The organism is Brevibacterium antiquum, from assembly GCF_016107655.1.
GTDB classification, from domain to species: Bacteria; Actinomycetota; Actinomycetes; order Actinomycetales; family Brevibacteriaceae; genus Brevibacterium; species Brevibacterium antiquum.
This window is the reverse complement of record NZ_JABASX010000001.1, coordinates 318,422-333,092: the sequence shown is the minus strand read 5'-3', so window position 1 is coordinate 333,092 and position 14,671 is coordinate 318,422. Positions and strand designations below refer to the sequence as shown.

Below are 14,671 nucleotides of genomic sequence, written 5' to 3'. Positions count from 1 at the left end.
CCGACAGCCATGCCGCGCCACGACGCTGATCTCCTGGCAAACTGGAGCCATGCGAACTCTGACACTCAACCATGAATACTCGGAGGCTCTGTCGGATTTTCTCCTCCGACTTGCCGATGTCTCGACCTGGCAGTCGCTGGGATCCGAGGCCCATGCCGAGCGGATCGACCCCGACACCGAGGTGACGGTGAAGACGCCGATGCCCAAGAGTGAAATGCCCTCCGCCCTGGCTTCTCGCCTTCCGGCGGATGCGGAACTCGTCGAGGTCTATATGATTCCCGGCGATGTGATCGGCGACAGCGCAGAGATCCGGATGACCGCTCATGCGGCCGGAGTGCCCGTTGAGATCGATGCGCTCATTGCGCTGGTTCAGAATGGTTCGGGAACCTCTCTGGCGGTGCGCGCCGAGGTCAGTTCCTCGATTCCCCTCTTCGGGTCGATGATCGAGCAGGCAGTTGTGCCCATTCTTGAGAAGCGACTTGCCGACCGACTGGCCAAGCTCGAGCACTCCTGAGGCACTGGCTTGAGCGGTCCGGGCTGATCGGGACTCAGCCGCGTTCGCGCAGCAGCTCGGCCAACTCGGTCGCGTCGTACCAGAGAAGATCGGAGTCGCCGAGGTGGTCCTCCGCTGCCTCGTGTCCCCTGTCGGCGGCGATAGCGGCCGCTTCTTCCCAGATCTCGACCTCGTCGAGGTGGATGCTGGCAACTGATGTCATGTCGACCTCGGGAAGGGTGAGCACGTCGAATCCTTCGGCCAGGTCTTCGCCAGCGCTCGAATCAGGTGCGTCGTAGGCGATGACGGCTCGCGGTGAGGCAGCTGCCGGCCCCGAGTCCGATGCAGACTCTTGGGCGCTTGCAGCAGCATCGTCGAAGGACTGAGTGGCGGCGAGAGCGGCTGCGATGCACAGGGCGTCGAATTCTCGTGCTTCGAGTTCATCCCCGCCCAATTCTCGACCGTGGGCATCGGGGACGACCGCGTGCACGGAGCCGAGCCCTCTGCGAATTGCGGTCAGTGTGGTCGGGATATAGCAGCGAATGGACATGCTCCAATCCTAAAGGGACTTCGCCCGTCGCCCCGCACCCGACTTCCGTGAGCGCTTCCGGGGCGGCAGCAGCTCGGTCACCGCGGCAGCGATCTCCTGGCTGAGCACAGATTTCGGATTCTCCTCATGGAGAGTGTGCCCGGACAGCATGGCGGCATCGGCTGTTGACCGGTCGTCGCTGAAGATGAAGTCGGGGTCTCGGCGAACGAATCTGGCGAGCACTTCCCGAATCCGCACCTCGGCAGGATGGCCGACAGCCCCTGAGCGCACCTTCGTGATGCCGATGCGCATCTTGGACCCCATCGACTCCACTCTTTCGGTGCCCAGCAGTTTGACGAGCCTCTGCAGACCGATCGGATCGCCTGCGGCCAGGACGAGCACGGTGTCCGCGGCTTCCAGCGCGGCGCGCGTCGCGCAGTGCCGGTCGTAGAACGGATCGGCGAAGTCATCGTCGGGATCCACCCGGTCGGAGACATCGACGACAACGAGGTCGAACATCTTGGCCAGGCGGGACAGCACCGCTGTCAGAACCGAAGCGCGAACTTCTGGCCACCTGTCTGGCCTGGTCAGTCCGGTGACAGCATGGAAGTCATCGCGCACGGCGGCATGCGGAACGGCAGAGATGTCCACAGGCGGGGTCTTCTCCACCTCGAGTCGGCACAAGCTGGCCAGATGCGCCGACTCCTCCGTCAGCCCCAGAGTCGTGGCCACCATCGCAGCCACGGTATCGGCGTCGACGACGACGCTGCGGTGGCCTTGCCTGGCAGCATGATCGCCGAGGTTGACCGCCGTCAGCGTCCGACCAGGAGATGAGCCCGTACCCCATACCGTGACGATGCGCCCCTGCCCTTTCAGCGATCCGGGCGGAGCGAGGGGTCGGGGCGGGACGACGGTGGAATCGCGGGTATCGTCGATCGCCCGCGCCACAGACTCGGCATCTGCGGAGGACGGAACGCTGCTGACGATGCCGAGGGACTCCAGTGCCACCGTGTCGTTGCCGAATCCCAGCACCGCGGTTCCTGCTGCGAGGATCGCGGAGATGACCTGCGCATCCAATCCTGGGAAATACTGACCGACGATGACGACGTCGGCGCTGCCCGTCCTGCACAGCGCCAGAAGTTCGACGTCATCTGCTGGTCGGGCGACAATGGTGACGTCGTCGACCTCGCTGAGGAGCTCGAACAGGATCAGATCGAACTCGAAGTCCACGGCCAGGAGCACCTGTGTCATGACTGACCGCCCTCGGCCCTGACTTCAGCGGGGGCACCGACGACCGAGAGGACGCTGTTGCCGTCGAGTGCGCCGAGGACATCGCCGAGCTCCGCACTGGCGACGAAGACTTCGATCCTGGCACCATCTCCGACGCCGAAGCTGCCAACCTCACGGCTGATGTTCGAGACCGGAGCCGAGGTCACGATCTGCTGCGGGTCAACTCCTTCATCATCGAGGCCCTTCGATTCCGGTTGGGCCCAGACGTCGACCAGGCTGCCGGTGTCGACGACTGTGGGGACGGAGCCGGCGACATCGATCGCCACGACCCTGCCCTCGAGCTCGGCGATGGGGGCCAGGGCCGAGGCCGGCAGAAGCTCTCCGGCAGCGATGACGGCCCGCACACTCGAATGTTCCGGGAAGCCGGCATCCGCAGAAAGGTACTTTTCTCCGATATCAGCCAGATTCACCTCAGCGACAGTCAGATCATCAGCGCTGACCACCTGACCTGGGACAAGAGGAACCGCGCTGGCCCACACACGGGTGGTTGCGTTCGCCGCGCTGATGAGTAGATAGGTCGCGACGATGGCCACAACAACTAAGACTGCCCCGACCAGCAGCCTGGCATCGGTCCACTTCGGCCGACGAATTCGTTTCGAGAGCTCCATTGCATCTCCACCTTTGGAAAATTTCCCATGACAGGAACTGTTTCTGAGTGATAGTATTGAACACCAAACGAGGTCAAAGCAATGGTTTTGACAAAATTAGTCACCAAGCAATCAGTCACCTGGAATGAGAAGGGGCCCTCATGGTCGTCGAAAATCGCTTCCTGCCGCTCACCGATGTGGCCGATCTGCTCAATGTCTCGATCGCTCAAGCCCGCGCCCTGGTCCGCACCGGAGATCTTCGCGCCATCAAGGTAGGCGGGCGCGGACAGTGGCGCGTGGAGAAGACCGAGATCGAGGCGTACATCCAGCGGATGTACGAACGCGCCGAGCACGAGATCAAGACCGGTTCGCTCGAAGACTGAAGAGAAGACAGGTCACACCACTCCCCGATCAACGATCGGCTCGTCAACCGCCTCCGATCAGCCACGCCTATGCGAAGGGGTTGACTCGTGCCCGGACCAGAGCGATTGAACGGTGCGGGATGATCCGCCCGGAGATCTCGACGTAGTCCGAGGCGACCATGTCGCTGCGCCCCCGAACAGTTCCACCCTCGCCCGCCAAGTCCAGGGAGATCTCCTCATGGTCGGCGGCCAGTCGCCTCAGAGCCGACGCCATGCCCAACCGCTCCAGGGGACCGGATTCGCATCTGTGTCGTCGGGATCGAGTGCGCATCTCTCGTATCCAGTCGATCGCCACAATGCTCGCCTCTGCGCCGGCGATCACGAAGATCCCATGGCCGAGAAAGACACCTGTCCCTGATATTTCACGAGCGGCGACACCGACCTGCACCGGCTGACCGATTGCACCCCGCAGTCGCTCGCGCAGAGTGTGCTGCGCGGCATGAGCGGCAATTTCGTCACCGAGTTCCCCTCTCCTGGCGTGGACTTCCCGGGACGTGTGCATTGCTTCGACATCCGCGAGAAGAGCGTCGATCCGATCGTCCATGATGTGAAGCCTGCCGCAGCGAAGAGCGACACGCAAGAGCTTCTGCACCGATCAGCAGAACTACAGCCTCGTAGTTATATTTATCTATTGACATCAAATGATGTCTAACGGCAATATTGAGATACGTTTCCAATGAAGGACGTCTCTCATGTATCTGTTGATAGCTTGCAGCGTCTCGTGGCTGTGTCTGATCGGTGCGTTCATCACCACCTGGCTTCACCTGCCGACGCCTCGCAGCACCACTGATCTCGTTGTCATCATCGTCGTCGGCACTGCTGCCGTGCTCTTTTCTCGCCTCGGAGTGGTCTCCCTTCTGACGCTGCTGATCAGGCTGCTGCCCAACGGGCGCATGAGAACAATCGTCACCCAGTCTGTACTGCGCATCGTGCCGACGATACTGCGCTCAAGCGTTCTCGCCGCAGCCTCAGCAAGCCTGGCTGTCAACGCCGCCCAGGCCTCTCCCCCGCCGACGGATACGCTCATGAACGAAGTTCACGCTGCGTCCGCTGGATCGGCGAGTGTCACGCTCGATCCCGGCTGGCCGACTGCGCTGCCCGACGTTCCCCCGCCTGACCCTGGCTGGCCGATCGCCCCACCGAAAACTCACCCGAGATCTCCTGCTGCTGAACCTGAACTCCCAGATGCCGAACCCTCACCTTCCCCACCGCAGAATCGACCGCCCGGGGAAGCCGGTTCATCTCAGGACGCCGGTTCATCCAAAAACGCCGGTTCGGCCGACAGTGACAAAGGTCGGGACCAGGACATCGACGATCCCGTCAGCGACACCCCTGACAATCATGATGAGGACTCTGACATCTATATCGTCGGCGCCGGCGAAAGCCTGTGGTCGATCGCAGCCGATCAACCCTCGTCCGCTGGCACTACGCAAGACATCGTCGACGACATCTACTCAGCCAACCGAGACGTGATCGGTGCGAACCCGAACCTCATCATGCCCGGCCAACGATTGGAGATTCAGCCATGACTGCCCCACTGGTGCTTTCACGTCCCCGGGTGGCATCGACGCCGTTGAACAGCGGCGTACCGAGCCCCATTGCAAGCGCTCAGGCTGCGAAGCAGGGCAAGACCGCAGAAGACTGTGATGACAGTCGCATTGCCGCCACCGCGACATCGTTGGCGGTGGCGTGCCTGGAGATCTTCGCCGGCATACGACGCAGCGATTCCATCTCACGCTGGGTCGACCGGACCCTGCTGGAGAAGATCGACCAGCGCGCTCAGCTGCGTGCAGAGGTGGCACCGACCAGACCATTCGGAGACCTGGGCGCGACACGCACCCTGCAGGCAGGCAACGCCAGAGTCTGCAGGGTCACCAGCGCGATCGCTGAAGTCACCGTCGTGGTTCGCACCCAGAATCGATTCCGGGCGGTGGCAATTCGCTTGGAACTGCTCACCACCCGGTGGACGATGACGGCACTGCAGACGATGTGAGGCCGCCGTCAGAGACTGGTCAGCTCTTCGCCTTCTTCATCGCGCGACGTTCTGCACGGTTGGCCGGCTGATCGGCTGCGTTCCCGGCATCTTCGTCCTCAGACTCGGACAACGAGGTCGAACCGGCCTCTGATGGGGCAGACAGCTGCATCTTGGGTGTGGTGTGACGCAGTTCAGCCGCGTCGACTTCGACCTCGGAATCGTCGTCAGAATCATCCTCGACACGGTTCACGGTCACCTCAAGGGTATTGGTGAGGCGGACGACGTCCTCCCTGATCCCATCCTGCATGGTTTTGAACATGTCGAAGCCTTCACGCTGATATTCCACCAGCGGATCCTTCTGCGCCATGGCACGCAGACCGATGCCGTTCTTCAGGTAGTCCATCTCGTAGAGGTGTTCGCGCCACCGCTTGTCGATGACCGAGAGCACGACCCGTCGTTCGAGTTCACGGGTGGCCTCTTCGCCCAGAGCCTCTTCCCGCTGTTCGTAGAACACCCCGATGTCCGACTGGATCTCCCGGTTGAGCCGGTTCTTCGTCAGGTTGCCGATTCCCCCGACCTCTTCGGCCAGGTCCTCTTCAGTGATGGACGGCTCATAGATCTTGCCCAGCGCCTCGAAGAGTTCGCCCACTTTCCAGTCCTCGACCGGTCCGGTGGTTGCCTCCGCCACATAGGCGTCGATGACTTCCTCACGGAACTTCGCGACATGTTCTTCCAGATCTGCCCCGTCGAGGACCCGACGCCGTTCGTCGTAGATCACCGTGCGCTGACGGTTGAGCACGTCATCGTATTTGAGGACGTTCTTACGCTGTTCGGCATTGCGCTGTTCGATCTGTGACTGTGCCGAGAGAATCGCCCTTGACACCATCTTGGATTCCAGCGGAACATCGTCGGGAACATTGGCGGTGGCCATGATCCGCTCAGCGGCACCGGAGCCGAAGAGCCGCATCAGGTCATCTGTCAGAGACAGGTAGAAACGGCTCTCACCGGGGTCGCCCTGGCGTCCGGAACGTCCACGCAGCTGGTTGTCGATGCGCCTGGATTCGTGACGTTCGGTGCCGAGGACGTACAGGCCACCGGATTCGACGACCTCCTTGGCTTCGGTCTTGACTCGCTTCTCCGCTGCCTTGAGCACGTCCTGCCATTCGGCCTCGTACTGCTCTTCGTTCTCCTGGGGGTCCAGGCCCCGCTCCTCCATCTCGGTCACAGCGAGGAACTCGGCGTTGCCACCGAGCATGATGTCGGTACCGCGACCGGCCATGTTCGTTGCCACGGTCACGGCATTCTTCCGACCCGCCAAGGCGATGATGGAGGCTTCACCTGCGTGGTTCTTCGCGTTGAGGACCTCGTGGCGGATGCCGCGCTTCTTCAGATGCTTGGAGAGGTATTCGCTCTTCTCCACGCTGGTGGTGCCGACGAGGACCGGCTGTCCGGTCTCGTGGCGCTCAGCGATGTCATCGACGACGGCGTCGAACTTCGCAACCTCGTTCTTGTACACGAGATCCGACTGGTCGACGCGCTGCATCGGCTTGTTCGTCGGAATCGGGACCACGCCGAGTTTGTAGGTCGACATGAATTCCGCGGCCTCGGTCTCTGCCGTACCGGTCATGCCGGAGAGCTTTTCGTAGAGACGGAAGAAGTTCTGCAGGGTGATCGTCGCCAGGGTCTGGTTCTCGGCCTGGACCTTGACGTTCTCTTTGGCCTCGATGGCCTGGTGCAGACCCTCGTTGTAACGACGGCCCTTGAGCACACGACCGGTATGTTCGTCGACGATGAGGACTTCACCGTCGAGGATCACATAGTCTTTGTCCTTCTTGAAGAGTTCCTTTGCGCGGATCGCATTGTTGAGGAAGCTGATCAGCGGGGTGTTCTCTGCGTCGTAGAGATTGCCGATGCCCAGGTAGTCCTCGACTCGTTCGATGCCGGGTTCGAGCACACCGACGGTGCGCTTCTTCTCATCGACTTCGTAGTCACGGTCGGTCTTGAGCCGTTTGACGACCTTGGCGAACTCTTCGTACCAGCGGTTGCCATCGCCTTCGGCCGGACCGGAGATGATGAGCGGGGTGCGAGCCTCATCGATGAGGATCGAGTCGACCTCGTCGACGATCGCGAATGCGTGTCCGCGCTGCACAAGTTCATCGGCAGACCAGGCCATGTTGTCGCGCAGGTAGTCGAAGCCGAATTCGTTGTTCGTACCGTAGGTGATGTCCGCGGCATACTGCTTACGACGGTTGTCCGAGGACATGTTGGCCTGAATGCAGCCGGTCTCCATCCCCAGGAACCTGAACACGCGGCCCATCAGCTCGGACTGATAGGTGGCCAGGTAGTCGTTGACCGTGATGATGTGCACGGAACCGCCGGTGAGTGCATTGAGGTAGGCCGGCGCCGTCGCGACCAGCGTCTTGCCTTCACCTGTCTTCATCTCAGCGATGTTGCCCAGGTGCAGTGCCGCCCCGCCCATCAGCTGGACGTCGAAGTGGCGCATGCCCAGGGTTCGGCCCGATGCCTCACGGACGGCGGCGAAGGCTTCGGGAAGCAGCGAATCGAGGGTCTCCCCCTCCTGATAGCGCTTCTTGAAACGATCGGTTTCCTCCCGCAGCTCAGCATCTGACATCTCGCTGAACTCCTCGGACAGCGCGTTGATCGCATGCGTGTACTGGCGGAGCTTCTTCAGCGTGCGTCCCTCACCGGTGCGCAGAAGCTTCTCGAGGAAATTAGCCACTTTTCTCCTAATCGGCATGAATGCCTGACAACAACTCGAACGACTCTATATTCCCTAGCTTAATGGCAGGTGAGTACCGCTCATATCCACAGCCCCCAATCCGAGCCACTTCGCCATTTCACGCAGCTCCAGTGCCAGTTCCTCCTCGTGTTCTTCGCCTGGTTCCCATGTCACCTTCAGCGCCCGAAGTGTGTTGGCTGCCTGGTCCCGGTGCAAGTCGACTCGACCGACGAGACGTTCGCCGAGGAGGAACGGCAGCACGTAGTACCCGTGCACCCGGTCTTTGGCCGGAGTGTAGATCTCGATCCGGTAGTGGAAGCCGAAGAGCCATTCGATTCGCGGCCGGTAGAAGACGAGTGGATCGAATGGAGCCAGGAGGGCTCTGGCCGAGACGGAGCGAGGAGTTCTCGCCGAATGCCACTTCAGTGCCCGAGTCCCCTCAACGTCGACTTCGAGGAGTTCGCCGGAGGCCACCAGCGACCCGATCGCCTCATCGGTGGTGGCGCGTGCCTGCCGGAAGTAGTCTGCCAGGCAGTCCGGGCGGGCGATGCCCAGTGCCTGGCCCGCAATCCGTGTCAGCTCGAGCACATTGTTGGCAGTGCCTGAGACTCCGCGAGCTCGTGCGGCTTCGGGATCGAGACCGACCTCAGGGCCGCCAGCGGGACCGTATGCGAGTTGAGGCGCCGGCAGCGTCTGATTGACATCGTGTGGCAGGGCGTAGACGCGTTCGAAGTGATCGTTGCGGCCCACGGCGCTGATGACGCCGCCGGCGAACAGTGCTTCGAGCGCCATCTTGACCTGGCTGGGGTTCCAACCCCAATGATCGCGGTTGCGTTCGGGGATCTCATGGTCGACGAGGTCTGCGACCCCGCGTGCTGTCTTCGGTCCCGACTCCAGCACGTCGAGGACCGATCGCTGCAGAGCCCGGAACTCCGGGCCGCTGTCGGGGTGCCGTTGACCGTAGTCGTTGCGCCACCACTCGGCTCTGGTGCGTTCGAAATGACGGTAGGTCTCCGGCGGGACGAAGGCCGCTGCGTGGGCCCAGTATTCGACGCCCATGCGGGGTGCTGAGTAGAAGAGTCGATCGAGGGTCTCACGCGGATACGGTCCGAGGCGCGAATAGTAGGGCAGGTAGTGCGAACGTACAACGCGGGAGACCGAGTCGATCTGGGTCAGCCCCATTCTCGCGAACGTCGACTTCAAGTGCCGAGCAGTCACCTGAGCCGGGCGCTGCCTGTCGAGGCCGGTCGCAGCGATCGCCGTCCTGCGCGCTGCCGACAGTGTCATCTTCTGCATGGACCCACAGTAGAACACCGCACTGACACGGCCTCGGAATCCGTCCATCCGGCCGAGCAGGATCAGCCGTTCGGCCGAAGCCGGACCCACCCCCAGACCGGAAGGATCGTCACTGTCACCGCAACTGCTCACAGAAGGAACGAACACCCACCATGAAGAAAGCCGTCATCGTCCTTGCCTCTGCACTCTGCCTCATCGCCGCCGCCATCGGCGCTCTCTTCGTCTGGGAACACCAGTCGAAGCTCTCCCTCGAAGCACAGGTTGAGGACTTCCTCGACGCCTGCGGGACCGATGCCACGGCGATCGATGTCCATGGCAGGCCCTACATCCTCTACGCCATGGCCGACTCCGCAGACCTCACCTATGTCGATCTCAGGCTGCAGGCCGGAACGAACAAGGACCAGCTGCTCGTCCACCGACTCAGTCTGGGTCATGCGGACCGCCTGTCACGGTTCGTCACCTTCGACCACCCGGACGGTGATGTCGATCCGATCGAACGGGCTGACGGGTCGTTCACAGAGGCCGCGATGATCAACGGTTCCACAGTCACCTTCTCCGCCGACACCGCCGGCGACCGATTGCAGCTGTTCGCCGATGGCCACCGCGCCGGTCAGATCGAGTTGGATCAGGACGTCACGGTCAAGGGTGCTGCTGTCACGGACTCCGGCGTCGTCGTCGAACTCGAATACGCCTCCCCCGACTGCGACGCTGCAGGATGATCCGCAGGGTGAGCAGCAGGCCCGACTAGACTGGGAATCGATGAAGACTGTGATCACGTGGCTGTGGCTTCTTCCACTGCCCCTGACCTTCCTGCTCGAACTGCTCACCGGTTCGGGCTGGCTGCTCGTCATCGCCAACCTGTTCGCGTTGGCCACGGTCCTGCCGATCCTGGTACTCACCCAATCCCGCTTCACCGGGGGCAGGACCCCGCGCCTCGGTCTGCTGTCGCTGGCCGCCCTCCTCCTTCTCCTCGCCCTCGTCCCCGTCGTCTTCGCCTCGACTCTGAGCCTGACCGTGATGTGGCTGAGTCTGGTGACGGTGGTGATGCTCGCTCGATGGTTCGCCACCCGCACGCAGCTGCTGGTTCTCATCCTGCTGTCCGTGGGCAATATCGTCGAACCCGGCCTGATGGGCTGGGCCGACGGGCTCACCTTCGCCTTCGGTGCCTCCACCGCGATCGTGGTCAGCCTGGCCCTGGGCCTGCTGTTGCGCATGATCGACCGTTCCCTCATCGAACGCCATGCCACCGCCGCCGAGGCGGAACGACGTCGGATGGCCACCGAACTCCACGATCTGGTCGCCCACGAGGTGACCGGCATCGTCGTCCTCTCCCAGGCTGCGGTGCGCAGCGAGGACCCCCGAGTCCTCAAGACCGCTCTGGTCAAGATCGAGGAATCGGGGACCCGAGCGCTGGACGAGATCCGGTCATTGGTCTCAAACACCGCGACCGACTCACGCAAGTCCGGGGCCCGAGCCCCCGTCGCCTCCAGCATCCAGGCCCTCCTCGACCGGGCCAACGGCTTCACCGGTGCCCAGGACTTGAGAATCGACATCGATGGCACCGACACCGAGGCGGTTCCCTCCACCATCTGGCCCGTGCTCGACCGTGTGCTGGCCGAAGCGCTGACGAACATCCGTCGGCATGCGGGAGCCAGGGTGCCGATCATGGTCCGCGTCTTCACCACAGCCTCGGCGAGGCCCGGATCGACCACCTCGGCGAGGCCCGGGGACCGCTCCGGTCATGACATCGTCCTCATTGTAGGCAACGGTCCCGGTTCCGGTGGGATCGGTTCCGGCAGCGGAACGGGCCTGCGCGGTCTGCGCGCGCGAGTCGACCACCTCGGCGGGGATCTGTTCGCCGGGCCCAGCCGGGACGGGGGTTGGGTGCTCGAGACTCGGATACCCTTGACCTCGAGAGTTCAGGGATGAGTCCGACACGAGGCGACGGAGGACGAACGTGATTTCAGTGGCACTGGTCGACGATCAGGAAATGGTGCGGATGGGATTCTCACTCATCCTCGACGCCGATGAGTCGATCACGGTGGTCGGGCAGGCCGCTGACGGGGTCGATGCCATCGAGCTGGCCAAGCGCGAACGTCCTGACGTCATCCTCCTCGACATCCGCATGCCCAAACTCGACGGTCTTGCGGCGCTGCCCCGCCTGACGCCGATCTCCAAGGTCATCATGGTCACGACCTTCGACGATGACGACTACGTCGACGCAGCCCTGGCCGGCGGTGCCAGCGGATTCCTCCTCAAAGATGCCGGGCCCGACCTGCTGCTGGCCGCAGTCAGAGCCGCCGCGAACGGTGACGCCCTGATCTCACCGTCACTGACCTTGGATCTGCTCAGCCGCCGCTCCCAGGACAGCAGAAGCGGTGAGGACCGTGTTGCCGGCCTCAGCGAGCGGGAGAACGATGTCGCTCGCCTTGTGGCGCGGGGACGGACCAATCAGGAGATCTGTGCCGAGCTCTCCATCTCGTTGGGCACCGTGAAGAGTCACCTGGGCAATATCCAGACACGTCTCGCCGCGCGCAATCGAGTCGAGATCGCCGCTCGGATGTGGGAGTCGGGCGTGATGAATCGGCCGAACGGCTGACCCCTGCTCACACTTCCAGCCATTGTGCCGATCCGGGCAACGTCGGGCCTCGACCAGGATGGAAGTCATGAGTTCAGACACCAACGACCAGCCATCGTCCGCACCCACAGCCGCCGCCACCAACACCTACTCCGCTATCGACATCGACACCGGCAACGCCATCGACATCGGCGCCCCTGCCACCGCCACGCGCCGCCCTGCAGGCAGGGCCCGAATTGCGACTCTCGACGTGCTGCGTGGAATCGCCCTGTGCGGGATCATGATCGTCAATCTCCCGCCGATCTTCGGCCTCGGCGTTCTCGACGAATCCGGCGCCGTCGAGAGCCTCCGCGCTTTCGAGCAGGACTTCGTGCAGAACCGGTTCTTCCCGATCTTCTCCGTCCTCTTCGGCATCGGCTTCGGCATCATGTGGAACTCCGCCACGGCTTGCAGCCCCCGCCCCAGACTGGCGCTGCTGCGCCGATTCCTGTTCCTCGGACTCCTCGGTGCCGGCCACATGCTCCTACAGCCCGGTGAAGCTCTGCTGCCGTATGCGATCGCGGCGATCGTCATCCTGCTTCCCTCGACCTGGATACCGGCCCGGGCCCTGGCAGTGTCGTCCGCACTCGGCGGAGCGCTGCTCCTGGCCGCAGGTGTGTGGTCCGGTGGAGGACTCGTCATCATCCCGGGCCTGTTCTTACTGGGATTTCCCCTCGGGTACACCGACATGGTTCGCCGTGCTCTGCGTCATCCGGGCTGGCTGGCCCTGACCGGTGCGCTGAGCGCGACCATCTCCGTCCTCGGCTTCCTCCTCACCGACTTCCACACCCGCCAACTGCACCAGTGGATGACTGCCGGACTGGGCATCACCATGGCCCTGAGCCTTGTCGTCATCGTCATGCTGCTCATGCTCACCCCCGCCGAGGCGGTTCTGCGGCCGGTCTTCGCACCGCTGGGTCGCATGGCGCTGAGCAACTACATCGGAGCCACGCTGCTCATGCTCGCCGTCAAGGCGGTTGAACCGGACCTGGCTCAGTTCGATGACCATGGCGGATATCTGGCAGGCGTGATCGTCTGCGTCGGCATCATGGTCATCCAGATCGTCGTCTCGGCGCTGTGGCTGCGCTTCATCGGACAGGGACCGCTGGAGAAGCTCTGGCGCCTGGTCACCTGGGGTCGCGAGGGTGTTCGGGCCTGAGATCGGATTCGACCGCAGACGAAGATCGCCGAGGTGGGGTTCCCACCTCGGCGATCGTGCTTCTCGAGTGTTCAGGTCAGTCGGCGACGCCCTGAAGTTCGTGATCAAGAGTGATCACACCGTAGCTCCAGCCCTTGCGACGGTAGACGACAGAGGGTTTGCTCGACTCCTCGTCGATGAACAGATAGAAGTCGTGTCCGACGAGCTCCATACGGTTGAGCGCTTCTTCGATGCCGATGGGAGCGCCGTCGAATGTCTTCTCACGCAGAACCACGGGTGAGTCGCCTTCGGCCTTGATGCGGCCATTCGTCTGATCGTTGTTCGCGGATTCGTTCGCGTCGATCGCTTGGCCCTCATCGGGAACCAGAGACTCGGCGACGGGCATCTTCGCCAGGGCCTCGGCTGTGGATTCCTTCCGGTGGTGACCGGCTCGAGGAACCTTGTTGCGGTCTCTGGCGCGCCGTAATCGCTCGACGAGCTTCGCCCAGGCCAGATCCAACGCTGCATATTTGTCGCTCGCCATGGCCTCCGCACGGATGGCCGGGCCCTTCGCAACGACCGTGAGCTCTACTCGCTCGCTCGTCTCCGGCTGACGGGAGTTCTTCTCATGAGCGACGTGTACCTCGACTCGTTGGGCTCGGGGTGCAAGTTGCTCGACCTTCGCGATCTTGTCCTCAATGTGGGCGCGAAAGCTGTCGGAGATGGTCAGTTGACGTCCGTTGACAACAATGTCCATGATGCGTCCTTAGCGACTCGTTCTTCGGATTCATCCGATCCCATTCCCTTGGATGGGTATCCCCCGTTATACAGTAAAGGGAGAGACAAATCGAGTGCCCCCGCGGCCGAGACCGAGAACGGCTCCTGCAACGGGTCTGATCTGCACCGATGCTAATACCCTTGCGCTTTCTGCCAGAGTCGCTCCGGTCGTCGCGAAGTCATCGACGAGAAGATCGACACCGGGTTCCAGCGCGGTTTCACCGCCCTCCCCAGACAACATCGAAGGCAGTATCGCCGGGTTGAGATACTGCGATTTCGCCACGTTGCGCTCCCTGGCATGGGCTCCCAGACCGACCTGATCGTGATGGCGTCTGGTGAGGAGGACGTCGATCACCTCCAAAGACAGTTCTGGGACGAGTTCTCCCGCACGGCGAGCCAGGGCTGCGGTGTGGGAACCTCCTCGGCGTCTCAGAGCCCGCGGGGAGCTCGGCGCAGGAAAGAGCCTGACCCGACCTCCCGGATGATGAGCCAACTCCAAGGCTGCTGTGACAGAACGGGCCAGCGCCAGGGCAAGAGGGTCGAGAATGTCCCGGCGGCCGTTGTCTTTGAAGCTGACCACCATATGAGAAATCTGCGAGCTGTATTCTGAGACTCCGACGACGGGAATCTGACCGTATCTCGGTTCCATGGCTCGCGGGATGCCCCCGAGCAGATTCAGGCACGCAGTGCACAGGGAGACGTCCTCCCGCCCGCAGCCGGCACACCGGCGGGGCAGGAAGAGTTCGCCGAATTCGGTCAGCAGTCCCATGGGAGAAATCTACTATGCCGCGTCTGCGGGCGGGGCCG

16 protein-coding genes are annotated in these 14,671 nt (G+C 62.8%); 8 read left to right on the top strand and 8 right to left on the bottom strand.

From position 1 onward, the window contains the following. Positions 1 to 49: 49 nt before the first annotated feature. Complete coding sequence (locus JFC13_RS01475; protein WP_198395337.1) at positions 50 to 514, top strand: DUF2505 domain-containing protein; 465 nt, start codon at positions 50 to 52, stop codon at positions 512 to 514. A 34-nt stretch (positions 515 to 548) separates the two neighbouring features. Here JFC13_RS01475 and JFC13_RS01470 read toward each other — a convergent pair whose 3' ends face one another. Genes JFC13_RS01470 through JFC13_RS01460 form a run of 3 tightly spaced genes read right to left on the bottom strand, consistent with a single transcriptional unit; the run spans position 549 to position 2,920 of the window. Beyond that, positions 549 to 1,043 (bottom strand): DUF6912 family protein, encoded by a 495-nt coding sequence (locus JFC13_RS01470; protein WP_198395336.1) that lies wholly within the window; start codon positions 1,041 to 1,043, stop codon positions 549 to 551. A gap of 9 nt (positions 1,044 to 1,052) precedes the next feature. Continuing rightward, entirely contained in the window at positions 1,053 to 2,273 is a 1,221-nt protein-coding gene (locus JFC13_RS01465; protein ID WP_198395335.1) for an AAA family ATPase, read from the bottom strand. Beyond that, positions 2,270 to 2,920 carry a hypothetical protein gene (locus JFC13_RS01460; RefSeq protein WP_198395334.1) on the bottom strand — a complete coding sequence of 217 codons (651 nt, stop codon included), beginning with the start codon at positions 2,918 to 2,920 and terminating at the stop codon, positions 2,270 to 2,272. The genes JFC13_RS01465 and JFC13_RS01460 overlap by 4 nt, the downstream gene beginning before the upstream one ends. Before the next feature lie 140 nt (positions 2,921 to 3,060). On the opposite strand from JFC13_RS01460, the gene JFC13_RS01455 reads away from it, so the two are divergent. Beyond that, the gene (locus tag JFC13_RS01455) at positions 3,061 to 3,282 is read left to right on the top strand and encodes a helix-turn-helix domain-containing protein (RefSeq protein ID WP_143921250.1); all 222 of its coding nucleotides are present in this window, start codon (positions 3,061 to 3,063) and stop codon (positions 3,280 to 3,282) included. A gap of 67 nt (positions 3,283 to 3,349) precedes the next feature. On the opposite strand, the gene JFC13_RS01450 is transcribed toward JFC13_RS01455, so the two are convergent. Further along, positions 3,350 to 3,865 (bottom strand): hypothetical protein, encoded by a 516-nt coding sequence (locus JFC13_RS01450; protein ID WP_198395333.1) that lies wholly within the window; start codon positions 3,863 to 3,865, stop codon positions 3,350 to 3,352. A 148-nt stretch (positions 3,866 to 4,013) separates the two neighbouring features. Here JFC13_RS01450 and JFC13_RS01445 point away from each other — a divergent pair, with 148 nt between their 5' ends. Together JFC13_RS01445 and JFC13_RS01440 are read left to right on the top strand one after the other, a co-directional pair. Further along, on the top strand, positions 4,014 to 4,850 hold the full coding sequence (locus JFC13_RS01445) for a LysM peptidoglycan-binding domain-containing protein (protein ID WP_198395332.1): 837 nt from the start codon (positions 4,014 to 4,016) through the stop codon (positions 4,848 to 4,850). Next, a complete protein-coding gene (locus JFC13_RS01440) occupies positions 4,847 to 5,314 on the top strand; it encodes an Rv3235 family protein (protein WP_198395331.1) in 468 nt (155 codons plus the stop codon). The genes JFC13_RS01445 and JFC13_RS01440 overlap by 4 nt, the downstream gene beginning before the upstream one ends. A 19-nt stretch (positions 5,315 to 5,333) precedes the next feature. On the opposite strand, the gene secA is transcribed toward JFC13_RS01440, so the two are convergent. Both secA and JFC13_RS01430 read right to left on the bottom strand, forming a co-directional pair. Next, the gene (secA, locus tag JFC13_RS01435; protein WP_198395330.1) at positions 5,334 to 8,036 is read right to left on the bottom strand and encodes a preprotein translocase subunit SecA; all 2,703 of its coding nucleotides are present in this window, start codon (positions 8,034 to 8,036) and stop codon (positions 5,334 to 5,336) included. 54 nt (positions 8,037 to 8,090) lie between these two features. Beyond that, the gene (locus tag JFC13_RS01430) at positions 8,091 to 9,332 is read right to left on the bottom strand and encodes a winged helix-turn-helix domain-containing protein (RefSeq protein WP_198395329.1); all 1,242 of its coding nucleotides are present in this window, start codon (positions 9,330 to 9,332) and stop codon (positions 8,091 to 8,093) included. Positions 9,333 to 9,484: 152 nt separating this feature from the next. Here JFC13_RS01430 and JFC13_RS01425 point away from each other — a divergent pair, with 152 nt between their 5' ends. The 4 genes from JFC13_RS01425 (at position 9,485) to JFC13_RS01410 (ending at position 13,108) form a co-directional block, all read left to right on the top strand. Next, positions 9,485 to 10,051, top strand: a complete 567-nt coding sequence (locus JFC13_RS01425; RefSeq protein WP_198395328.1) for a hypothetical protein — start codon at positions 9,485 to 9,487, stop codon at positions 10,049 to 10,051. A gap of 40 nt (positions 10,052 to 10,091) precedes the next feature. Further along, entirely contained in the window at positions 10,092 to 11,261 is a 1,170-nt protein-coding gene (locus JFC13_RS01420) for a sensor histidine kinase (protein ID WP_198395327.1), read from the top strand. Positions 11,262 to 11,289: 28 nt separating this feature from the next. Continuing rightward, positions 11,290 to 11,931 (top strand): response regulator, encoded by a 642-nt coding sequence (locus tag JFC13_RS01415; RefSeq protein ID WP_198395326.1) that lies wholly within the window; start codon positions 11,290 to 11,292, stop codon positions 11,929 to 11,931. A 67-nt stretch (positions 11,932 to 11,998) separates the two neighbouring features. Beyond that, positions 11,999 to 13,108: a DUF418 domain-containing protein gene (locus tag JFC13_RS01410; RefSeq protein ID WP_198395325.1), complete on the top strand. Its 1,110-nt coding sequence runs from the start codon at positions 11,999 to 12,001 to the stop codon at positions 13,106 to 13,108. 76 nt (positions 13,109 to 13,184) lie between these two features. Here JFC13_RS01410 and hpf read toward each other — a convergent pair whose 3' ends face one another. Both hpf and JFC13_RS01400 read right to left on the bottom strand, forming a co-directional pair. Next, positions 13,185 to 13,844, bottom strand: a complete 660-nt coding sequence (hpf, locus tag JFC13_RS01405; RefSeq protein WP_198395324.1) for a ribosome hibernation-promoting factor, HPF/YfiA family — start codon at positions 13,842 to 13,844, stop codon at positions 13,185 to 13,187. A 66-nt stretch (positions 13,845 to 13,910) separates the two neighbouring features. Continuing rightward, entirely contained in the window at positions 13,911 to 14,633 is a 723-nt protein-coding gene (locus tag JFC13_RS01400; protein WP_198395323.1) for a ComF family protein, read from the bottom strand. Positions 14,634 to 14,671: the final 38 nt, after the last annotated feature.

Bases quoted from the DNA above. Each gene is read 5' to 3' on its own strand.
- JFC13_RS01475 (WP_198395337.1), top strand. From the start codon at position 50: ATGCGAACTCTGACACTCAACCATGAATACTCGGAGGCTCTGTCGGAT.
- hpf (WP_198395324.1), bottom strand. From the start codon at position 13,844: ATGGACATTGTTGTCAACGGACGTCAACTGACCATCTCCGACAGCTTT.
- JFC13_RS01420 (WP_198395327.1), top strand. From the start codon at position 10,092: ATGAAGACTGTGATCACGTGGCTGTGGCTTCTTCCACTGCCCCTGACC.
- JFC13_RS01400 (WP_198395323.1), bottom strand. From the start codon at position 14,633: ATGGGACTGCTGACCGAATTCGGCGAACTCTTCCTGCCCCGCCGGTGT.
- JFC13_RS01460 (WP_198395334.1), bottom strand. From the start codon at position 2,920: ATGGAGCTCTCGAAACGAATTCGTCGGCCGAAGTGGACCGATGCCAGG.
- JFC13_RS01470 (WP_198395336.1), bottom strand. From the start codon at position 1,043: ATGTCCATTCGCTGCTATATCCCGACCACACTGACCGCAATTCGCAGA.
- JFC13_RS01440 (WP_198395331.1), top strand. From the start codon at position 4,847: ATGACTGCCCCACTGGTGCTTTCACGTCCCCGGGTGGCATCGACGCCG.
- JFC13_RS01450 (WP_198395333.1), bottom strand. From the start codon at position 3,865: ATGGACGATCGGATCGACGCTCTTCTCGCGGATGTCGAAGCAATGCAC.
- JFC13_RS01455 (WP_143921250.1), top strand. From the start codon at position 3,061: ATGGTCGTCGAAAATCGCTTCCTGCCGCTCACCGATGTGGCCGATCTG.
- JFC13_RS01410 (WP_198395325.1), top strand. From the start codon at position 11,999: ATGAGTTCAGACACCAACGACCAGCCATCGTCCGCACCCACAGCCGCC.
- JFC13_RS01430 (WP_198395329.1), bottom strand. From the start codon at position 9,332: ATGCAGAAGATGACACTGTCGGCAGCGCGCAGGACGGCGATCGCTGCG.
- JFC13_RS01445 (WP_198395332.1), top strand. From the start codon at position 4,014: ATGTATCTGTTGATAGCTTGCAGCGTCTCGTGGCTGTGTCTGATCGGT.
- JFC13_RS01425 (WP_198395328.1), top strand. From the start codon at position 9,485: ATGAAGAAAGCCGTCATCGTCCTTGCCTCTGCACTCTGCCTCATCGCC.
- JFC13_RS01465 (WP_198395335.1), bottom strand. From the start codon at position 2,273: ATGACACAGGTGCTCCTGGCCGTGGACTTCGAGTTCGATCTGATCCTG.